This window comes from Streptomyces sp. CC53, from assembly GCF_001865245.1.
Taxonomy (GTDB): domain Bacteria; phylum Actinomycetota; class Actinomycetes; order Streptomycetales; family Streptomycetaceae; genus Streptomyces.
The window spans coordinates 164,826-184,309 of the sequence record NZ_MKXB01000157.1 but is presented as its reverse complement, the minus strand read 5'-3'; the positions used below and the strand labels follow the sequence as shown (position 1 = coordinate 184,309).

13 protein-coding genes, 1 tRNA gene and 1 pseudogene are annotated in these 19,484 nt (G+C 70.7%); 5 read left to right on the top strand and 10 right to left on the bottom strand.

Annotated elements, in window-relative coordinates:
• Together BJP40_RS18580 and pyk are read left to right on the top strand one after the other, a co-directional pair.
• A partial coding sequence (locus tag BJP40_RS18580) for a SidA/IucD/PvdA family monooxygenase (RefSeq protein WP_151898421.1) occupies positions 1–546 on the top strand: 546 nt, incomplete at its 5' end.
• Between the two features lie 258 nt (positions 547–804).
• Positions 805–2,232, top strand: coding sequence for a pyruvate kinase (gene pyk / locus BJP40_RS18575; protein ID WP_071281304.1), 1,428 nt, complete (start codon positions 805–807; stop codon positions 2,230–2,232).
• 19 nt (positions 2,233–2,251) lie between these two features.
• On the opposite strand, the gene BJP40_RS18570 is transcribed toward pyk, so the two are convergent.
• Together BJP40_RS18570 and BJP40_RS18565 are read right to left on the bottom strand one after the other, a co-directional pair.
• Complete coding sequence (locus tag BJP40_RS18570) at positions 2,252–3,040, bottom strand: hypothetical protein (protein WP_071281303.1); 789 nt, start codon at positions 3,038–3,040, stop codon at positions 2,252–2,254.
• Positions 3,041–3,127: 87 nt separating this feature from the next.
• Positions 3,128–3,210 (bottom strand) — tRNA-Leu (locus tag BJP40_RS18565).
• A 94-nt stretch (positions 3,211–3,304) separates the two neighbouring features.
• On the opposite strand from BJP40_RS18565, the gene BJP40_RS18560 reads away from it, so the two are divergent.
• Entirely contained in the window at positions 3,305–3,967 is a 663-nt protein-coding gene (locus tag BJP40_RS18560; protein ID WP_071266565.1) for an ANTAR domain-containing response regulator, read from the top strand.
• Positions 3,968–4,042: 75 nt separating this feature from the next.
• Here the strand turns inward: BJP40_RS18560 and BJP40_RS18555 are convergent, their stop codons facing one another.
• From BJP40_RS18555 to BJP40_RS18525, 7 genes and pseudogenes are all read right to left on the bottom strand, one after another.
• Positions 4,043–4,759, bottom strand: a complete 717-nt coding sequence (locus BJP40_RS18555) for an ABC transporter ATP-binding protein (protein ID WP_071266567.1) — start codon at positions 4,757–4,759, stop codon at positions 4,043–4,045.
• Between the two features lie 440 nt (positions 4,760–5,199).
• Positions 5,200–6,078, bottom strand: a pseudogene (locus BJP40_RS18550) (ABC transporter ATP-binding protein); the annotation flags it as partial.
• A 3-nt stretch (positions 6,079–6,081) separates the two neighbouring features.
• Entirely contained in the window at positions 6,082–7,914 is a 1,833-nt protein-coding gene (locus BJP40_RS18545) for a branched-chain amino acid ABC transporter permease (protein WP_071281316.1), read from the bottom strand.
• A gap of 5 nt (positions 7,915–7,919) precedes the next feature.
• The gene (locus BJP40_RS18540; RefSeq protein WP_071266569.1) at positions 7,920–8,849 is read right to left on the bottom strand and encodes a branched-chain amino acid ABC transporter permease; all 930 of its coding nucleotides are present in this window, start codon (positions 8,847–8,849) and stop codon (positions 7,920–7,922) included.
• 104 nt (positions 8,850–8,953) lie between these two features.
• Positions 8,954–10,186 carry a branched-chain amino acid ABC transporter substrate-binding protein gene (locus BJP40_RS18535; protein ID WP_071266571.1) on the bottom strand — a complete coding sequence of 411 codons (1,233 nt, stop codon included), beginning with the start codon at positions 10,184–10,186 and terminating at the stop codon, positions 8,954–8,956.
• 1,237 nt (positions 10,187–11,423) lie between these two features.
• Positions 11,424–11,912: a PaaI family thioesterase gene (locus BJP40_RS18530; RefSeq protein ID WP_071281301.1), complete on the bottom strand. Its 489-nt coding sequence runs from the start codon at positions 11,910–11,912 to the stop codon at positions 11,424–11,426.
• Between the two features lie 105 nt (positions 11,913–12,017).
• The gene (locus tag BJP40_RS18525; RefSeq protein ID WP_071281300.1) at positions 12,018–14,300 is read right to left on the bottom strand and encodes an FdhF/YdeP family oxidoreductase; all 2,283 of its coding nucleotides are present in this window, start codon (positions 14,298–14,300) and stop codon (positions 12,018–12,020) included.
• Between the two features lie 144 nt (positions 14,301–14,444).
• Here BJP40_RS18525 and polA point away from each other — a divergent pair, with 144 nt between their 5' ends.
• Positions 14,445–17,153 (top strand): DNA polymerase I, encoded by a 2,709-nt coding sequence (polA, locus tag BJP40_RS18520; protein ID WP_071281299.1) that lies wholly within the window; start codon positions 14,445–14,447, stop codon positions 17,151–17,153.
• 183 nt (positions 17,154–17,336) lie between these two features.
• On the opposite strand, the gene BJP40_RS18515 is transcribed toward polA, so the two are convergent.
• The gene (locus tag BJP40_RS18515; protein ID WP_071281298.1) at positions 17,337–18,152 is read right to left on the bottom strand and encodes a DUF4184 family protein; all 816 of its coding nucleotides are present in this window, start codon (positions 18,150–18,152) and stop codon (positions 17,337–17,339) included.
• Between the two features lie 277 nt (positions 18,153–18,429).
• On the opposite strand from BJP40_RS18515, the gene BJP40_RS18510 reads away from it, so the two are divergent.
• The coding region (locus tag BJP40_RS18510; protein WP_226962695.1) for a lytic transglycosylase domain-containing protein at positions 18,430–19,484 on the top strand (1,055 nt) is incomplete at its 3' end.

Below are 19,484 nucleotides of genomic sequence, written 5' to 3'. Positions count from 1 at the left end.
ACCACCCTCACCGCCATCCACCAGGAGCTCTACCGCCGCACCCTGAACGGCGGCTGGCCCGACACGACCCTCACCCCCGGCGTCCACGTCCGCACCGCAGGACGCCTCGCCACCACCAAGGTCGAACTCCACCTCGAACACACCCACCAAGGCACCCGCTCACGCCTCACCACCGACGCCGTCATCCTCGCCACCGGCTACCGCGAACGCCCCCACCACCGCCTCCTCGCCGCACTCGACCCCTACATCCGCCACGACTCCGAAGGACGACCCCGCACCGACGAACACCACCGCCTCATCCTCGACCCCGCCATCACGGGAAACATCTACGCCCAGAACAGCACCACCCACACCCACGGCATCGGCGTCCCCAGCCACACCCTCACCGCCTGGCGCGCCGCCACCATCCTCAACCACCTCACCGGCAAGAACCCCTACCCCCAACCCGACCGCACCGCCTTCACCACCTTCGGCCTGGAACGACACCAGACCCCGCACATCCCCCCACAGGAACGCCGGCTCACACCGCTCACCCACCACACCTGACCGGTCAACCACGCCCACCCGCCCTTCCCCTACACCCCCTCACGCACGCGCTGACCCGGTGACCCCGCACCGCAGCCGCAGACCGGCGTCACCACCCCTCACACCCGCACCCGCCCACCCCCCACCACCCTCTGAACACTGCTCATCAGAGCATCCCCCCGCACACTTCAACACTTGTCAACCCGTCGTCACCCAAAGGCTGTTGAAAGGCCATCCACACCCCCATCCCTACCCATTGGTAAGCCATAGGCTCACGTCATGCGCCGAGCCAAAATCGTCTGCACGCTGGGACCCGCCACCCACACATACGACCAGATCAAAGCCCTCGTCGAAGCCGGCATGGACATCGCCCGCTTCAACCTCAGCCACGGCACCTACGCCGAACACGAAGAGCGCTACGAGCGCGTCCGCAAGGCCGCCGACGAAACCGGCCGCAACGTCGGCGTCCTCGCCGACCTTCAAGGTCCGAAGATCCGCCTCGGCCGCTTCCACGAAGGCCCCGTCCTCCTCGAACGCGGCGACGACTTCACCATCACCACCGACTACGTCACAGGCGACCGCACCCGCTGCGGCACCACCTACACCGGCCTCCACACCGACGTCACCCCCGGCGAACGCATCCTCGTCGACGACGGCCGCGTCACCCTCCAGGTCACCGCCGTCGACGGCCCCCAGGTCCACACCACCGTCCTCGAAGGCGGCCTCGTCTCCGACCACAAGGGCCTCAACCTCCCCGGCGTCGCCGTCTCCGTCCCCGCCCTCTCCGACAAGGACATCGACGACCTCCGCTGGGCCCTGCGCACCGGCGCCGACATCATCGCCCTCTCCTTCGTCCGCAGCGCCCGCGACATCGAGGACGTCCACCGCGTCATGGACGAGGAGGGCCGCAGGGTCCCCGTCATCGCCAAGGTCGAGAAGCCCCAGGCCGTCGAGAACATCGACGACATCGTCGCCGCCTTCGACGGCATCATGGTCGCCCGCGGCGACCTCGGCGTCGAAATGCCCCTGGAGCGCGTGCCCCTCGTCCAGAAGCACGCCATCAAACTCGCCAAGCGCAACGCCAAGCCGGTCATCGTCGCCACCCAGATGCTCGACTCGATGATCGACAACTCCCGTCCCACCCGGGCCGAGGCCAGCGACGTCGCCAACGCCGTCATCGACGGCACCGACGCCGTCATGCTGTCCGGCGAGACCAGCGTGGGCCGCTACCCCGTCGAGACGGTCCGCACCATGAGCCGTGTGGTCGAGGCCGCCGAGGAGGACGTCCTGGCCAAGGGCCTCCCCCCGCTGACGGAACGCAGCAAGCCCCGCACCCAGGGCGGCGCCGTGGCCCGCGCCGCCGCGGAGATCGGCGACTTCCTGGGCGCCAAGTTCCTCGTCGCCTTCACCCAGTCCGGCGACACCGCCCGCCGTCTGAGCCGCTACCGCTCGCCCATCCCCCTGCTGGCCTTCACCCCCGACCCGGCCACCCGCTCCCAGCTCAACCTGACCTGGGGCGTCGAGACCTTCCTCGGCCCGCACGTGGAGTCCACGGACGCGATGGTGGCCCAGGTCGACGAGCACCTGCTGGAGATCGGCCGCTGCCGCCCCGGCGACATCGTGGTCATCACGGCCGGCTCCCCGCCCGGCGTCTCCGGTTCCACGAACCTCGTCCGCGTCCACCGCATCGGCGAGGCCGTCCGCTAGCCGTGCTGCCCTGCGCGGTTCAGTACTTCGCCCCCACATGGGCGTCCATCAACGCGACGGACGCCCTCCGGGCGACGGAGACGTTGTACGGGTTGCCGTTCCGCGTGCAGTGCGTCCACTCGACGCCCAGCTTGTCCAGCGTGTCCGTGAAGAGCCGCCGGATGTCGTCGGACCTGTTGGTGAAGAAGTACCGGGGATACTCGTACCGCTTCGTCACGCCGCCGACGACGCGCATGGTCCAGTTGGTGATGCGGCAACCGTCGGAGTGCACGAGTCCCCGCACGAATTCCCACGGGTAGGTATCCACGGCGGCCTGCTGCCAGTCAGACAGAGCAATTGCGCGTTCGTGCTTCTTGCCCGGCCCGTGCTGGGGAAAGAGGCAGTGGACGTGCCGACTGTAGATCTTCAGTTCCTGGCAGCCGGAGCGCTGCACCCTGGTCACGCCGCAGCCCGGCAGCACCGCACGCATGGCGTTCGCGCATGCTTCGATGAGTCCGGGCCATGTATCCGTACACCACACGGACAGGCTCGGTACCCGCATGGCTCGGTTCTGTACGACGTGCCCGTCCCCCAGATAGAGGCCGAGGAGATAGGCATACGCCTTGGCGGCAAGTGGCACGGGGTCGCAGAGTGGACACTCAGGAGCTGACCGTCGCGGGCAGACGCCACGGGCTGAGCGGTCCAGGTGACGCCAGTAGCTGACCGTTCCCACGGGTATGCCGAGCTTCCTGGAAACATCCACGTTCCTGGAGCCATTCCGCAGCATGGCCAGTGCCTTCTGCCGTGTGGCCCACTCGTAAGATCGCATACCACCACTGTGTGCCGCGGGTGGTTGCCGTGTGTGACACGAAGCGAACGTTCACTCGATTAAGTGAACGCTTGCCCTCCTTCTCTGTGCCGGGTGCGGGACTCGAACCCGCACGCCCTCGCGGGCAGATGTGTTTGAGACATCCGTGTCTGCCGTTCCACCAACCCGGCTGGGTGCACGTCGCAGTGTACCGGGTGAACGTTGTGCTCAGCAGCTAGGTAACCTTTGCTGGTGCAGGCCATTGCCATGGAATGAGGAGCCTCCGTGACCGCCCCCGAGTCGCCCCAGCCCGTCGCCGACGACGACACCCCGTCGCACGTCCCGCCGCTGACGACCCGCGTCGTCATCGCCGAGGACGAGGCCCTCATCCGCCTCGACCTCAAGGAGATGCTCGAAGAGGAGGGCTACACCGTCGTCGGTGAGGCCGGGGACGGGCAGCGGGCCGTGGAGCTGGCCCGTGAGCTCAGCCCCGACCTGGTGATCCTGGACGTGAAGATGCCCGTCCTGGACGGCATCTCCGCCGCCGAGAAGATCGCCGGCGAGTCCATCGCGCCCGTGCTGATGCTCACCGCGTTCTCCCAGCGCGAGCTGGTCGAGCGGGCGCGGGACGCCGGTGCCATGGCGTACCTCGTCAAGCCGTTCAGCAAGAGCGACGTCGTGCCGGCGATCGAGATGGCGGTCTCCCGCTTCGCGGAGCTGCGGGCGCTGGAGAAGGAGGTCCAGGACCTCGCGCAGCGGCTGGAGACGAGGAAGCTGGTGGACAGGGCGAAGAGCGTGCTGCAGACGCAGTACGGGCTGACGGAGCCGGCCGCCTTCCGGTGGATCCAGAAGACGTCGATGGACCGGCGCATGTCGATGCAGCAGGTGGCGCAGGCAGTCATCGAGGACGCCGAGGAGAAGAAGGCGGCCAAGGGCGGTGGGCAGTAGGCCGCGAGCCGACGTGAACGGGTGGAGGCCCGCCGCGTGCCCGTGGGGTGCGGGGCGGGCCTCCGCCGTCGGTGGTCAGTCCTCGCCGAGGTACGCCTTGCGGACGTTCTCGTCGTGGAGGAGGTCCTGGCCGGTGCCGCTGAGGGCGATCTCGCCGATCTCCATGACGTAGCCCTGGTCGGCCAGGGCCAGGGCGGCCTGGGCGTTCTGCTCCACGAGCAGGATGGTGGTGCCCTGGGCCTTGAGTTCCGCGATGGTCGTCATGATCTTCTGCATCATGATCGGGGAGAGGCCCATGGAGGGCTCGTCGAGCATGAGCAGCTTGGGCTGGGACATGAGGGCCCTGCCCATGGCGAGCATCTGCTGCTCTCCGCCGGAGAGGGTGCCGGCGGCCTGCTTGCGGCGTTCTCCGAGGATGGGGAAGAGGTCGTACGCCCGCTGGACGTCCTTCGCGATGCCTTCGGTGTCCTTGCGGAGGAAGGCGCCGAGGAGGAGGTTGTCCTCGATGGACATCCTCGGGAAGATGTGGCGCCCTTCGGGGGAGTGGGCGAGCCCGAGGGACACGATCTGGTGCGCGGGGTACTTCTTGAGGGACTTGCCGTTGAACTTGATCTGGCCGCTGACGGGCTTGATGAGGCCGGAGAGGGTGCGCAGGGTGGTCGTCTTGCCGGCGCCGTTGGTGCCGATGAGGGTGACGACCTGGCCTTCCTCGACCTTGAACGAGATGCCCTTGACGGCTTCGATCTTGCCGTAGGCGACGCGCAGGTCCTCGACTTCGAGCAGTGCGGTCATGCGTCGTTCTCCTTGCGGGAGCCGGTGGCCTTGGCGGAGTCGTTGTCGTCGCCGCGGGGTGTCGTGGCCGTGGTGTCCGGGGTGGTGGTGCTGTCGGGGGTGTCGTCGGCCGTGTCGCCGCCGGGGGTGTCGTCGTCCGCCGGTGCGTCGGGGGCCGCGTCGGCGGTGCCGTCGGTGTTCTCGGCTGCGGGGTCGCTCGCGGCAGGAGGCGCGGGCCGGTCGTCGGGTGTGGTGCCGCCGTCAGTGTCCTCCGCCGTGCCCGCCGCGTCTGCTGTGTCGGCGCTTTCGGGGGCTTCTGCGGTGTCGGCCGCGTCGGTGCCGGCCGTGCCGGTGTCCTCCGAGGTGTCCGAGGCGGGGGTGTCCTGGGCGGCCGGCTCCGGGGCGCCCGTGTCGGGTGCTTCCGGTGCTTCCGCGGCAGGTGTGTCCGCTTCGGGGGCTTCCGTGACGGTTCCGCCGTGGGCGTGGGCCTCCGCTGCGGCGACCTCCGCGGCCTCCTCTTCGCCGGGGGCGCCTTCGAAGGGCTCCCCGAGGTAGGCGGCGATGACACGTTCGTCGCTCTGGACGGTCTGGCTGTCGCCTTCGACGAGCTTCTTGCCCTGGACCAGGACGGCGACCCGGTCGCAGAGGTTGAAGATGAAGCGCATGTCGTGCTCGATGACGAGGACGGCGATGCCCATGTCGCGGATGGCGAAGACGAGTTCCTCGGTGGCGCGGGTCTCCTGGGGGTTCATGCCCGCGGTGGGCTCGTCCAGGAGGAGCAGGCCGGGTTCGCTGGCGAGGGCGCGGGCGATCTCCAGTTTGCGCTGCTCGCCGTAGGGGAGGTTGCGGGCGAGGTGCTCGGCCTTGTGGTCGAGGCCGACGAACTCCAGGAGCTCCAGGGCGCGGGCGCGGGAGGCGGCTTCGGCGCGGTGGAACCCGGGGCCGCGGAGGAGGGCGGACCAGAGGCCCTCCTTGGTGCGGGTGTGGCGGCCGACGAGCACGTTCTCCAGGACGGTCATGTTGGCGAAGAGCCGGATGTTCTGGAAGGTGCGGGCGATGCCTGCGGCGGTGACCTTGAAGGACTTGGGCGGGAGGACCGTGCCCTTGTAGCGGACTTCGCCCTCGGTGGGGACGTAGAGGCCGGTGAGGCAGTTGAAGAAGGTGGTCTTGCCGGCGCCGTTGGGTCCGATGAGGCCGACGATCTCGCCGCTGTTGACGGTGAGGTCGACGTTGCGGACGGCGGTGAGGCCGCCGAAGCGCATGGTGACGCCGCGTGCGTCGAGGACGGTCTCGCCGGTGGGCGCGGTGGCCTGCGTCGGGGTTTCGGTCTTGGTGGTCATGTGTCAGGCACCTGCCTTGGTGAGGGTGGCGGGCGCTTCCTCGTTCTCGTGGAACTCGAGCTGGCGGCGGCGGTTGGGGATGAGTCCTTCGGGGCGGAACCGCATGAGCAGGATGAGGGCGATGCCGAAGGCGAGGAGCTGGTATTCGCCGAGGAACTGCAGCTTGTTGGGGATGAGGAAGAGGAGTGCGGCGCCGACGAGGGGTCCGCTCATGGTGCCCATGCCGCCGAGGACGACCGCGGCGAGCAGGAAGGCCGAGTTGGGCGGGATGGGGCCGGCGAAGAGGTACTGCTCGGGGGTCACGGTGTAGGTGACGTGGGCCTGGACGGTGCCGGCGAGGCCGGCGAGGGCGGCGCCGAGGGCGAAGGCGATGAGCTTGACGCGGAAGCCGTTGATGCCCATGGCGAGGGCGGCGGTCTCGTCCTCGCGGATGGCGACCCAGGCGCGGCCGATGCGGGAGTCGCCGCTGCGTCGGAAGACGAGGACGACGACGGCCGTGATGAGCAGCATGAGGAGCAGGTAGTTGGCGAAGCGTCCGATGGTGAATCCGGCGATGGTGTGTTCGGCGCCGAAGTCGAATCCGAGGATGTTGAGGTTGGGGATGGACGCGATGCCGTTGGAGCCGTTGGTGATGTCGGGGCCGCTGGTGCCGTCGAGGTTCATGACGGTGATGCGGAAGATCTCTCCGAAGCCGAGGGTGACGATGGCGAGGTAGTCGCCGCGGAGTCGGAGGGTGGGGGCGCCGATGAGGACGCCGAAGATGAGGGAGGCGACGGCTCCGACGATGACGGCGGCCCAGAAGGGCAGTTGGATGCCGAAGGGGGAGGTGGGGGCGCCGGATACGAGGGCGGCCGCGTAGGCGCCGACGCCGAGGAAGGCGACGTATCCGAGGTCGAGGAGGCCGGCGAGGCCGACGACGATGTTCAGACCGAGGGCGACGGTGGCGAAGATGAGGATGTAGACGCCGAGGGTGGCGTACTGGTCGTCGGTCTGGGTGAAGGGGAAGAGCGCGGCGGCGATGAAGGCGCCGGCGATGGTGAGGCCTTGGTGCTTGGCGGTGATGTGGGTGGCCTGCTGGAGGAGTCCGGCCTTGTGGAAGGCGGCGAAGCCGAGGCCGGCGGTGATGAGGAAGCCGATGAAGAGCTGCTCGTACTCGGTGCCGATGCCGTAGGTGAAGATCCCGAGGGCGGCGGCGAGGAGTGCGGTGATGATGAGTATCTCGGCGTACGAGGGGAGGGGCCGGGGTCGCTTGACGGGGCCGGTGGCGAAGGCGGCGCGGAAGGTGGTGAGGCCGTTCCGCGCGCGGTGCTTGGTGAGGTGCCAGCCGGTGTCGTCGGGGTCGGCGGGGAGGTGTTCGGGGTGGGTGAAGGGGAGTGCGAGGGCGCCGAGGAGGGTGATGAGGCTGGCGAGTGCGGCGACGTACGCGCCGGGTTCGAGGTGGACGAGTCCGCCGAGCTGGACGGCTATGGCGGTGAGTGCGTACCAGGCGGTGCCGAAGGCGGCGAGTGCGGAGAGCTTGATGGCCGCGTCGGGTCCGGCGGGGGTGAGCCAGCGGGTGCCCTTGACTCCGTAGGAGGAAAGGCCGAAGAGGGTGGTGAGGAGGCCGGCGACGAGGACCTGCCACTGGAGTCCGCCGGGGTAGCCGTAGACGGTGAGGTTGCCGGGGAAGGCGGGGGTCCAGGTCCAGGCGAGGAAGGCGCTGAGTGCGGTGACGGCGCCGCCGCCGGTGGCCAGGGCGCGGGCGGTGGTGGCGGACGGTACGGGGAGGAGCCCGGCCTGTCGCGGGGCGGCCGGTGCGGTGTCGGCCGTGCTGGTGGTGCTGGTGTCTGTGGTCATGGTGCTCACGCCCTGTCCGCGACGCGCTCGCCGAGGATGCCCTGGGGCCTGGCGAGGAGTACGACGATGAGGAGGATGAAGGCCCAGACGTCGGCCCAGGACTGACCGCCGAGCTGGTGCATGCCGGGGATGTGGCTGATGTAGGCGGTGGCCATGGTTTCGGCGATGCCGAGGACGAGGCCGCCGATCATGGCGCCGTAGATGTTGCCGATGCCGCCGAGGACGGCGGCGGTGAACGCCTTGAGGCCGAGGAGGAAGCCCATGCGGTAGTCGACCTGGCCGTACTTGAGGCCGTAGGCGACGGCTCCGACGGCGGCGAACGCGGCGCCGAGGGCGAAGGCGATCACGATGATGCGGTCGGTGTTGACGCCCATGAGCTTGGCGGTGTCGGGGTCCTGCGCGGTGGCCTGCATGCCGCGGCCGGTGCGGGTGCGCATGACGAAGTAGCCGAGGAGGGCCATGCAGGTGGGGGCGGCGACGAGGAGGAAGACGTCGCCGGGCTGGATGGTGACGCCGGCGATTTCGAAGGGGCCGCCTTCGAGCTGGGGGAAGCGTCGTGCGGAGGTGGCTTCGGGGTAGAAGCCCCAGACGGCCTGCTGGAGTGCCAGGGAGAGGCCGATGGCGGTGATCAGGGGTGCGAGGCGTGGTCCTCCGCGCAGGGGCCGGTAGGCGAAGCGTTCCGCCCCGATGGCGACGGTGGTGGCGACGATGACGGCACCGATGATCATGAGTGGCAGGGCGAGCCACATGGTGACGCCGGCGGGGAGGATCAGCCACACCGTGAGTGCGCCGAAGCCTCCGGTCATGAAGATCTCGCCGTGGGCGAAGTTGATGAGCTGGACGATGCCATAGACCATCGTGTAGCCGATGGCGACCAGCCCGTACATGGATCCCAGGAGCAGGCCGTTGACCAGCTGCTGCGGCAGTTCGTTCACCGCATTGTCCTCCGAGACTTGGACGTATGTGACACCGCGCGGGGCGCCTGGTGCGGCGCCCCGCGCGGCGGAAGGGGGGTGAAGCGTTGTGGTGTTTCGGTGGATCAGCCGGTGAAGGTGCCGGACTCGACGTCCTTGAAGGCGTCGCCCTCGACGGTGTAGACGGTCAGCTGCTTGTTGGTGGTGTCACCGAACTCGTCGAAGGAGACCTTGCCGGTCACGCCGTCGAAGGAGACGCCCTGCATGGCGTCGACGACCTTGGCGCGGGCGTCCTCGGGCAGCTTGCCGTTGTTCTCGTCGACGACCTTCTTGACGGCCTCGATGACGGCCCAGGCGGAGTCGTAGGCGTAGCCGCCGTAGGCCTCGTAGGCCTCCTTGAAGTTGGCCTTCTTGTAGTTGGCCAGGAACTCCTTGGCGGAGTCGAGCTGCTCGATCGGGGCGCCGACGGAGGTGGCGATGTCGCCCTGGGCGCTGGCGCCGGCGAGCTTGATGTACTCGGCGCTGTAGAGCGCGTCGCCGCCGGCGACGACGACCTTGGCGCCGGCTTCCTTGATCTGCTTGCTCAGCGGGCCGCCGGCGGGGTACTCGCCGCCGTAGTAGACGACGTCGGCGCCGGAGCTCTTGACCTTGGTGGCGACGGCGCTGAAGTCCTTGGCCTCGGGGTTGACGTGGTCGGTGCCGACGACCTTGCCGCCGAGCTTCTCGAACTCGGCCTTGAAGGTGGCGGCGAGACCGGCGCCGTAGGTCTTCTTGTCGTCGATGATGAAGGCCTTGGTCTTCTTGGCCTTGTTGACGATGTACTGGGCGGCGAAGGGGCCCTGGATGGCGTCCGTGGTGGCGGTGCGGAAGTACGCCTTGTAGGTGCGCTTCTTGTCGCCGGAGTTCCAGTTGGGGCCCTGGGAGAGTGCGGGGTTCGTGTTGGCGGGGGAGACCTGGACGAGCTTGGCGTCGTCGAGGACCTTCTGCATCGACTCGGCGACGGAGGAGTTCAGCGGGCCGACGACGCCGAGGACGTCCTTGTTGGCGACGAGCTTGGAGGCGTTCTGCTGGCCGGAGGAGGGCTGGGCCTGGTCGTCGAGGGCTTCCATCTTGAAGGTGACGCCGTCGACGTACTTCTTCTCGTTCGCGGTGCGGACCGCGAGTTCGACGGAGTTCTTGATGCCGAGGCCGAGGGCGGAGAGGTCGCCGGTGAGCGGGGCGTCGAGGCCGATGACGACGGTGGTGTTGCTGTCGCCGCCGGCGGTGCCGCCGCCGGTGTTGTCGCGCGAACCGCAGGCGGTGAGGGTGAGTGCTCCGGTCAGTACGGTGCTGAGTATGAGCAAGGAACGGTGTCGCACGATGAGTCCTTTCCCTGGCGCGGCCTCCTCTGAGTGAGGTGCCGTTTCCTGCGCCGGGGCGTACGTGTGGTGTGGTGGTGGTGCGGTGGTTCACGCCCGGCGGCGCGGTGACTGGGCGTGACTCTAAGCGCATGCGGGGCGGTCGGGGAGCGCCCTGGGAATGATGTGACGCTCTTGTTATGCCGTGGCCAGGGATTGGTGGTTGCGTGCGTCATGCATCCGTATTCGGGGTGCGGGGTGGCATCTCGCATGCTGAGAACCCCCAGTACTGCTAAGGGGCTTGGGGGGATCTTGGTCCTGACGCGGGCCGCGGGGGCGCGGCGGTGGTTCGTGGGGGAAGTGTGAGAGCCGCGGAAGGCGTGCGGCGGCGGGCGAGCGCGGGCGCACATGGCGTCGATGTTACGTAGAGTTACATTCCTGGGTGGCGTGGGGCGCGTCGACCGTGTGGCGCGGGAGGGTGGCCGCTACCGTCGCGGCGCCCGGTCCGGTCGTGGTGGCTGCGTCCCGCGCGGCCGGTCGCGGACGGCTTGTCCGGGGCGGTGGAGCGCCGTTCGCGGCGAGCGGCCGGTGGTTCCCGGGGATGCCTTTTCGCCACGGTGCGGGGGCACTTGGGGGACAGTCGCCTCCGTCGGGCCCTGTGCCCGCTCCGCGTGCCCCGTCCGAAGCCGGTGGCTTGCGCGCGGCGTCTGGCCAACTGGCATGTGCTGAAGGCACATTGACGGGGCGGCGGGTCGGGTTCCGGTGCGTGGGCTGTGCTGAGCGGCGCGGCGGAGCGGGCGCGGCCCGGCAGTCGCGCCGACCGGTCGGCCGGTCTCCGGCCCGGCGGCGGCGCCGGCGGTCGTCGGGCGGGGAGGTGGCGGGCGGGTGCGGTCGGACCGCAACTCTCGGTGCGGTGCGGGGCGGTTGACGGCCGGGGCGGCCGGTGCGGCGGTGGTGTTCCGGTCACCGGACCGGCGCTGCGCGGGCACCGGTTCCCCGCGGCTCCGGCGGCTGTCCGGTGAACGGTGGCGGGGTGGCGAAAACCGGAGGGGCGCACCCTGGCGCCGCTGCCGCCGGTGGCTTGTCCGGCGGGTGCGGGAGCGGGCCCGGGGCCGCGCGTGGGCTGCCGTGGTGTGGCGCGCGGGGCGCACGCTGCGTGACCGGCCGGGCCGAGGGGACGGGCCGGCCACGGGCGGCGGCGGGGGCTCCGGTGCCGCTGTGGCGGGCGGGCTTTCGGGGCCCGGGTGGGGGCTGCGGGTCAGGCCGTGCCGGGGATGCCGTCGGCGTCCTTCGGCGTGACCTCGCGGAGCATGCAGGTGAGGCGGGCGCTGCACACCCGCTTGTCCTGTTCGTCCGTGATGACGATCTCGTACGTGGCGGTGGAACGGCCCCGGTGGACCGGGGTGGCGACGCCGGTGACGAGTCCCGAGCGCACACCGCGGTGGTGGGTGCAGTTCAGGTCGACGCCCACGGCGATCTTGCGGGAGCCGCCGTGGAGCATCGCGCCGATGGAGCCGAGGGTCTCGGCGAGGACGGCGGATGCCCCGCCGTGGAGGAGCCCGTAGGGCTGGGTGTTGCCCTCGACCGGCATGGTGCCCACCACGCGGTCCGGGGCGGCCTCGATGATCTGCACGCCCATGCGGTTGCCGAGGTGGCCCGCGGAGAAGAGGGCGGGCAGGTCGACGCCGAGCGCGGCGTACTCGTCGAGGACCTCCTGCGGGAACTTCACGGTCGTCTGCTCGCCCATGGGGTGCGGCTCCGTTCGTCGTCGTACGGCTGTCCTGGTGGTGCTGCGGTCCGGTGCCGCGGGTCCTGTCGGCGCCGCGGTCCGGTACCGCGATTGAGCGAACGCTCAGTCGGCCGGTGATTGTTCCAGACGGATGACGACGGACTTGCTGGCGGGGGTGTTGCTGATGTCGGCCGTGGCGTCCAGGGGGACGAGGACGTTCGTCTCCGGGTAGTAGGCGGCGGCGCAGCCCCGCGCGGTGGGGTAGTGGACGACGCGGAACCCGGGGGCGCGGCGCTCGGTGCCGTCCGTCCACTCGCTGACGAGGTCGGCGTACGCCCCGTCGGCGAAACCCTGCGCGCGGGCGTCGTCGGGGTGGACGAGGACGACGCGGCGGCCGCCCTTGATGCCGCGGTAGCGGTCGTCGAGGCCGTAGACCGTGGTGTTGTACTGGTCGTGGGAGCGCAGCGTCTGCAGCAGCAGCCGGCCCGCGGGGACGCGGGGGTACTCGACCGGGGCCGCGGTGAAGTTCGCCCTGCCGGTGGCGGTGGGGAAGCGCCGTTCGTCGCGCGGGGCGTGCGGGAGGGCGAAGCCGCCCGGGTGGGCGGCGAGGCGGGCGTTGAAGTCCTCGAAGCCGGGGACGACCCGGGCGATGCGGTCCCGGATCACGGCGTAGTCCCGCTCGAACTCCTCCCACGGGGTGGCGGAGGCGTCGCCGAGGACGGCGCGTGCCATGCGGGCGATGATGGCGGGCTCCGACAACAGGTGCGGGGAGGCCGGCGGCAGGTTGCCGCGCGAGGCGTGGACGAGGCTCATGGAGTCCTCGACGGTGACGACCTGCCGGCCGCCCGCCTGGACGTCCCGGTCGGTACGGCCGAGGGTGGGCAGGATCAGGGCGCGCGTGCCGGTGACGGCGTGGGAGCGGTTGAGCTTGGTCGACACGTGGACGGTGAGGCGGGCGCGGCGCATCGCGGCCTCGGTGACGTCGGTGTCGGGGGAGGCGCTGACGAAGTTGCCGCCCATGGCGAAGAACACCTTGGCGCGGCCGTCCCGCAGCGCCTGGATGGACCGGACGACGTCGAGGCCGTGGTGCCGGGGGGAGGTGATGCCGAATTCCTTGTCGAGGGCGTCGAGGAAGGCGGCGGAGGGGCGCTCGAAGATGCCCATGGTGCGGTCGCCCTGCACGTTGGAGTGCCCGCGGACGGGGCAGACACCGGCGCCTGGGCGGCCGACCGCGCCGCGCAGCAGCAGCAGGTTCACGATCTCGCGGATGGTGGGCACCGCGTGCTTGTGCTGCGTGAGGCCCATGGCCCAGCAGACGATCGTGCGCCGGGAGGCGAGGATCATGCGCAGGGCCCGCTCGATGTCCGTGCGCTCCAGGCCGGTGGCGGTGAGGGTCTCCTCCCAGGTGGCGGCCCGGGCGGCGGCGGCGAACTCCTCGTAGCCGTGCGTGTGGGTCCGTACGAAGTCCTCGTCGACGGCTCCGCCCGCCTCGATGACCAGCTTGTTGAGGAGCCGGAAGAGTGCCTGGTCGCCGCCGATGCGGATCTGGAGGAACAGGTCGGTGAGGGCGGTGCCCCGGAGCATGCCCTGCGGGGTCTGCGGGTTCTTGAAGCGTTCGAGGCCGGCCTCGGGCAGCGGGTTGACGGAGATGATCCGCGCCCCGGCCCCCTTGGCCTTCTCCAGGGCGGACAGCATCCGCGGGTGGTTGGTGCCCGGGTTCTGCCCGGCGACGATGATCAGGTCGGCGCGGTGCAGGTCGTCCAGGGAGACGCTGCCCTTGCCGACGCCGAGCGTCTCGGTGAGGGCCGACCCCGACGACTCGTGGCACATGTTGGAGCAGTCCGGCAGGTTGTTGGTGCCGAACTCGCGGGCGAACAGCTGCAGCAGGAACGCCGCCTCGTTGCTGGTGCGCCCGGAGGTGTAGAAGAGGGCCTCGTCGGGGGAGCCGAGGGCGGTCAGCTCGTCGGCGATGATCCGGAACGCCTGGTCCCACGTGACCGGCTCGTACCGGTCGGCGCCTTCGGCCAGGTACACGGGATGGGTGAGGCGGCCCTGCTGGCCGAGCCAGTACCCGCTGCGGGAGGCGAGGTCGGCCACGGGGTGCGCGGCGAAGAACGCGGGGGTGACGCGGCGCAGCGTGGCCTCCTCGGCGACGGCCTTCGCGCCGTTCTCGCAGAACTCGGCGACGTGCCGCTTGTCGCCCTCCGGCCAGGCGCAGCCGGGGCAGTCGAAGCCGTCCTTCTGGTTGACCTTGAGGAGGGTGCGGGCGGTGCGCGCGAGGCCCATCTGCTGCCGGGAGATCCGTAGGCTGTGGGCGACGGCGGGCAGGCCCGCGGCGGCGTGCGGGGCCGCCGTGACCTCGGGGGCGTCCTGGACGGGGTCGCCTGCGGGCGGTTGCGTGGCCATCGCGCTCTCCCTCGAGTCGCTGCGGGTGGACGCGGGGGCAGTGGGCGCTCCCCGCGGTCCGGTGTCCTTCGATCCTGTCACGCGCCTCGGACATCGTGTGAGGGGCGTCGGTGGTTGTCAGTGGAGCGTGGCAGGATCGTCTGCGTGGCAGAGACAGCATCGAAGAAGACCGCACAAGACCGTCCGCGTCTGCTCCTCATGGACGGGCACTCCCTGGCGTACCGGGCGTTCTTCGCGCTGCCCGCGGAGAACTTCACCTCGTCGAGCGGGCAGACCACCAACGCCGTGTACGGCTTCGCGTCGATGCTGGCGAACACCCTCCGCGACGAGGAGCCCACGCACTTCGCGGTCGCGTTCGACGTCTCCCGCAAGACCTGGCGGTCGCAGGAGTTCCCCGAGTACAAGGCGAACAGGTCGTCGACGCCGGACGACTTCAAGGGGCAGGTGGAGCTCATCGGCGAGCTGCTGGACGCGATGAACGCGCAGCGCTTCGCCGTGGCGGGGTACGAGGCGGACGATGTCATCGCGACACTGACCGCGCAGGCCGAGGCCGCCGGTTTCGAGGTGCTGATCGTCACCGGAGACCGGGACTCGTTCCAGCTGGTCAGCGAGCACACGACGGTGCTGTACCCGACGAAGGGCGTGTCGGAGCTGACCCGGTTCACGCCGGAGAAGGTGCAGGAGAAGTACGGGCTGTCGCCGAACCAGTACCCGGACTTCGCGGCGCTGCGCGGCGACCCGTCGGACAACCTGCCGGGCATCCCCGGGGTGGGGGAGAAGACCGCCACCAAGTGGATCAACCAGTTCGGCTCGTTCGCGGAGCTCGTGGAGCGGGCCGACGAGGTCAAGGGCAAGGTGGGCCAGGCGCTGCGCGACCACCTGGAGGCCGTCAAACTGAACCGGCACCTGACGGAGCTGGTGCGGGACGTGGAGCTGCCGAAGTCGGTGGCGGACCTGGAGCGGGCCCCCTACGACCGCAAGATGCTCGCCGTGCTGCTGGACACGCTGGAGATCCGCAACCCGTCGCTCCGCGAGCGGCTGCTCGCCGTGGACCCGGGCGCCGCCGAGGAGGAGCCGGTGCCCGCGGCGGGTGTGGAGATCGACGGCGAGGTGCTGACGGCCGGTGCGCTGGCCCCGTGGCTGCACCGGCACGGCGACCGGACGCTCGGCATGGCCACGGTCGACAGCTGGGCGCTGGGTGTCGGCACGGTCACCGAGATCGCGCTCGCGGCGGGCGGCGGGGCGGCCGCCTGGTTCGACCCGGCGGAGCTCGACGAGGCGGACGAGCAGGCCTTCGCCGCGTGGATCGCGGACCCCCACCGGCCGAAGGTGCTGCACAACGCCAAGAACGTGATGCGCGTGTTCCCCGAGCACGGCTGGAGCGTCGCCGGCGTCACCATGGACACGGCACTCGCCGCGTACCTGGTGAAGCCGGGTCGGCGCACGTTCGCCCTCGACGCGCTGTCGCTGGAGTACCTCGGCCGGGAGCTGGCCCCGGCCGCCGCCGCGGACGGCCAGCTCGCGTTCGGCGCCGAGGACGCGGCGGAGCGGGACGCGCTGATGCTCCAGGCCCGGGCGGTGCTCGACCTGGGCGAGGCGTTCACGGCGCGGCTGGAGGAGGTCGGGGCGACCCGGCTGCTGCACGAGGTGGAGCTGCCCACGTCGGAACTGCTGGCCCGGATGGAGCGGCACGGCATCGCCGCCGACCGGCCGCACCTGGAGGCGATGGAGCAGCAGTTCGCGGGCGCCGTGCAGCAGGCGGTGAAGGAGGCGCACGCCTCGGTCGGCCGCGAGTTCAACCTCGGCTCGCCCAAGCAGCTCCAGGAGGTGCTGTTCGGCGAGCTGAACCTGCCGAAGACCAAGAAGACCAAGACCGGGTACACGACGGACGCCGACGCACTGGCGTGGCTCGCCGGCCAGACGGAGCACGAACTGCCGGTGATCATGCTCCGGCACCGGGAGCAGGCCAAGCTGCGGGTGACCGTGGAAGGCCTGATCAAGTGCGTCGCGGGCGACGGCCGCATCCACACCACCTTCAACCAGACGGTGGCGGCGACCGGCCGGCTGTCGTCGACCGACCCGAACCTGCAGAACATCCCGGTCCGCACCGACGAGGGCCGGGCGATCCGCCGCGGCTTCGTCGTCGGTGAGGGTTTCGCGTCCCTCATGACGGCGGACTACAGCCAGATCGAGCTGCGCGTGATGGCGCACCTGTCGGAGGACGCCGGGCTGATCGAGGCGTTCACGTCCGGCGAGGACCTGCACACCACGGTCGCGTCGCAGGTCTTCGGCGTGGACAAGTCCGCGGTCGACGCCGAGATGCGCCGCAAGATCAAGGCGATGTCGTACGGCCTGGCGTACGGTCTGTCCGCGTTCGGTCTGTCGCAGCAGCTCAACATCGAGGCGGCCGAGGCCAGGGCGCTCATGGACACGTACTTCGAGCGGTTCGGCGGGGTGCGGGACTACCTGCACCGCGTCGTCGACGAGGCCCGTGCGACGGGGTACACGGAGACGGTCCTCGGGCGCCGCCGCTACCTGCCCGACCTCAACAGCGACAACCGGCAGCGGCGCGAGATGGCCGAGCGGATGGCGTTGAACGCCCCCATCCAGGGCACCGCCGCGGACATCGTGAAGGTCGCGATGCTGAACGTCGACCGGGCACTGCGGGAGGCCGGACTGCGGTCCCGCATGCTGCTCCAGGTGCACGACGAGATCGTGCTGGAGCTTGCCCCGGGCGAACGGGAGCAGACGGAGGAGCTGGTGCGCTGCGAGATGGCCTCGGCCGTCGAACTGCGCGCACCGCTCGACGTCTCGGTGGGCGTCGGCGGCGACTGGGAGTCGGCCGCGCACTGACACCGCGCCCTGCGCGCAGGACGTACCGCGGCGGAGCCTGCCCCGGCAGTGCCCCGCCGCACACGGCCGGGGGCGTGGTGGACGGTTCCCGCCCGGCCCGGACGGCCGCAGGGCGCGGGGCGCGGGTGGGGGGACGAGCCGGACCGGGGCCGGGCGCGGCTCCCGGCCCCGGTCCGCCGGGCGTCAGGTACGGGGGCGGAGGCCCCCGCCGCGCAGGCGCATCCCGGCTCCGTACAGGAGCAGTCCGACGCCGAGCCCGGCGCCGGCACCGAAGCACGCCGTGGGGATGATGTCGATCGGCGTCTCGATCCTGCCCCAGTACGCGTACCAGCGCAGGCAGCGGTGCAGCACGCCCGCCAGCGTGCACCCCGCCAGCACCCCGACCGCGAGCCACCTGCTCCGGCGGGTGGGCCCGGTGGGCGCCCCGGCGCCGGCACCCGTCGGGACCCGCCGCAGCGCCCCGTACCCGAACCAGCAGAGGACCACCAGGGCCAGTGCGGAACTGCCGTACTGCACGTACGTGTAGAGGGGGAAGCCGCCGAACGTCTCGCCCAGCACCGGCAGCACCCGTGTGCCCCAGCGGCCGGGGTGGGTGAACAGGTCCCACCCGACGTGCGTGGCCGCGCCGGCGACCGCCGAGAGGTAGAACCACACCGCCAGCGCCACCGGATGCCTGTCCCGCCACGGCCCGCCCCGCAGAAGGGTGTGCACCGGGCCGCGCCATCGTCCCGGCAGCAGGGCCACCAGAGGCTCACGCACCATCAGCCACAGCCCGGCCAGCACTGCGGCCGTCACCGCATCGGCCGTCAACACGCCCCACACGCTGTGGGTGACCTCGCCGAAAGACATGGCGCCCGGGATGAGGCTGTCGGCGAAATAGGTCATGTCGGGCGCAAGCGATCCCATGACCAGGGCGGACGCCACCAGAGGGCCGCGTCCTGCACCGGAGCGGCGTATGCCGGGAAGGACGGCGGCCGCATGGCTGAGCGTGAACGGCATGGGGGAGGGGCTCCTGTCGAATGCCAGCAGGACGAGCTGTTCTGTGATCAGTGCTCTGCCAGTATCGATCGCATATGACCATGTGTGGTTGCGTCAGAACCGTGATCCGGAAGGATGACCGGTGACGAAACCGTGAAATACGGTCACGTGTGAGTGTGGTGGGGCCGCGAGTTGACGTAGGGTTTCGCCAGTCCGTGCAGTGGGGAGCTGCGGGCAGTGGTCGGGTCGGGAGCGGCGTCACCGAACCCAGGGGGCGCTGACGGGGAGGGACACACGCATGGCAGGACATCTCGGGCGGCGGCTCCGCAAGCAGGCCACCACGACGGCGGTGGCCGCGGCAGCCGTGGCGGCGCTCTCCGCGTCGCAGGGACCGGGCGTGGCCCCCGTGGGCGGCGAGTCGCTCACCACGGACGGTACGCCCCCGGCCTCCTCGGGAGACTCCGCCACCGGAAACTCCCCGTACTACACCGAGCTGCCGCCCCTCAACAGCCCGGTCCCCGACCGGCCGGGGGCCGGGATCGTCGACGCCCACGGCACCACCCCCGCGGGCGGCGCGACGGCGGCCGGCATACCCGCGACCGTCTTCTCCGCCTACCAGCAGGCCGAGCAGCATCTGCGGAGCGTCGACCCGGGGTGCAACCTGTCGTGGCAACTCCTCGCCGGCATCGGCAAGGTGGAGTCCGGCCACGCCCGCGGCGGCCGGGTCGACTCCGGCGGCACCACGACCTCCCCGATCCTGGGGCCCGTTCTCAACGGCGTCGGGTTCGCCAACATCTCGGACACCGACGGCGGCGCCCACGACGGCGACACCCGCTACGACCGTGCCGTCGGCCCGATGCAGTTCATCCCGTCGACCTGGGCCTCCTGGGGCCAGGACGCCAACGACGACGGCCGCAAGGACCCCAACAACATCTTCGACGCGGCCCGCGCGGCCGGCATGTACCTGTGCGCGGGGAACCGCAACCTCGCCCTCCAGGCGGATCTGGACCGGGCCGTCCTCAGCTACAACCAGTCGCGGGAGTACCTGCGCACGGTCCTGTCCTGGTTCGACTACTACAAGCGGGACGGGGCCCACCGGATCCCGGACGGCACCGGCCACGTCCCCACCGAGCGCAGCGACCGGCCCTCGGGCAACGCCGGCGGCACCCGCCCCGGCATGGGCAGGACGACGGGGAACGGTTCCGGGAACAGCACCGGTACCACCACCGGCAAGGGCAGCGGCACCGGCTCAGGCTCCGGTGGCAAGGGTGGGAGCACGCCGAGTGCCACCCCCGGCACCCCCGACGCGAAGCCGTCGCCGGCGAAGCCGGTGCCGCCGTCCGGCTGGCCCAC

What these genes read in the sequence shown, in the direction of transcription:
- pyk (WP_071281304.1), top strand. Translation starts at nt 805, where the DNA reads ATGCGCCGAGCCAAAATCGTCTGCACGCTGGGACCCGCCACCCACACA.
- BJP40_RS18570 (WP_071281303.1), bottom strand. Translation starts at nt 3,040, where the DNA reads ATGCGATCTTACGAGTGGGCCACACGGCAGAAGGCACTGGCCATGCTG.
- BJP40_RS18555 (WP_071266567.1), bottom strand. Translation starts at nt 4,759, where the DNA reads ATGACCGCACTGCTCGAAGTCGAGGACCTGCGCGTCGCCTACGGCAAG.
- BJP40_RS18545 (WP_071281316.1), bottom strand. Translation starts at nt 7,914, where the DNA reads ATGACCACAGACACCAGCACCACCAGCACGGCCGACACCGCACCGGCC.
- BJP40_RS18530 (WP_071281301.1), bottom strand. Translation starts at nt 11,912, where the DNA reads ATGGGCGAGCAGACGACCGTGAAGTTCCCGCAGGAGGTCCTCGACGAG.
- BJP40_RS18525 (WP_071281300.1), bottom strand. Translation starts at nt 14,300, where the DNA reads ATGGCCACGCAACCGCCCGCAGGCGACCCCGTCCAGGACGCCCCCGAG.
- BJP40_RS18515 (WP_071281298.1), bottom strand. Translation starts at nt 18,152, where the DNA reads ATGCCGTTCACGCTCAGCCATGCGGCCGCCGTCCTTCCCGGCATACGC.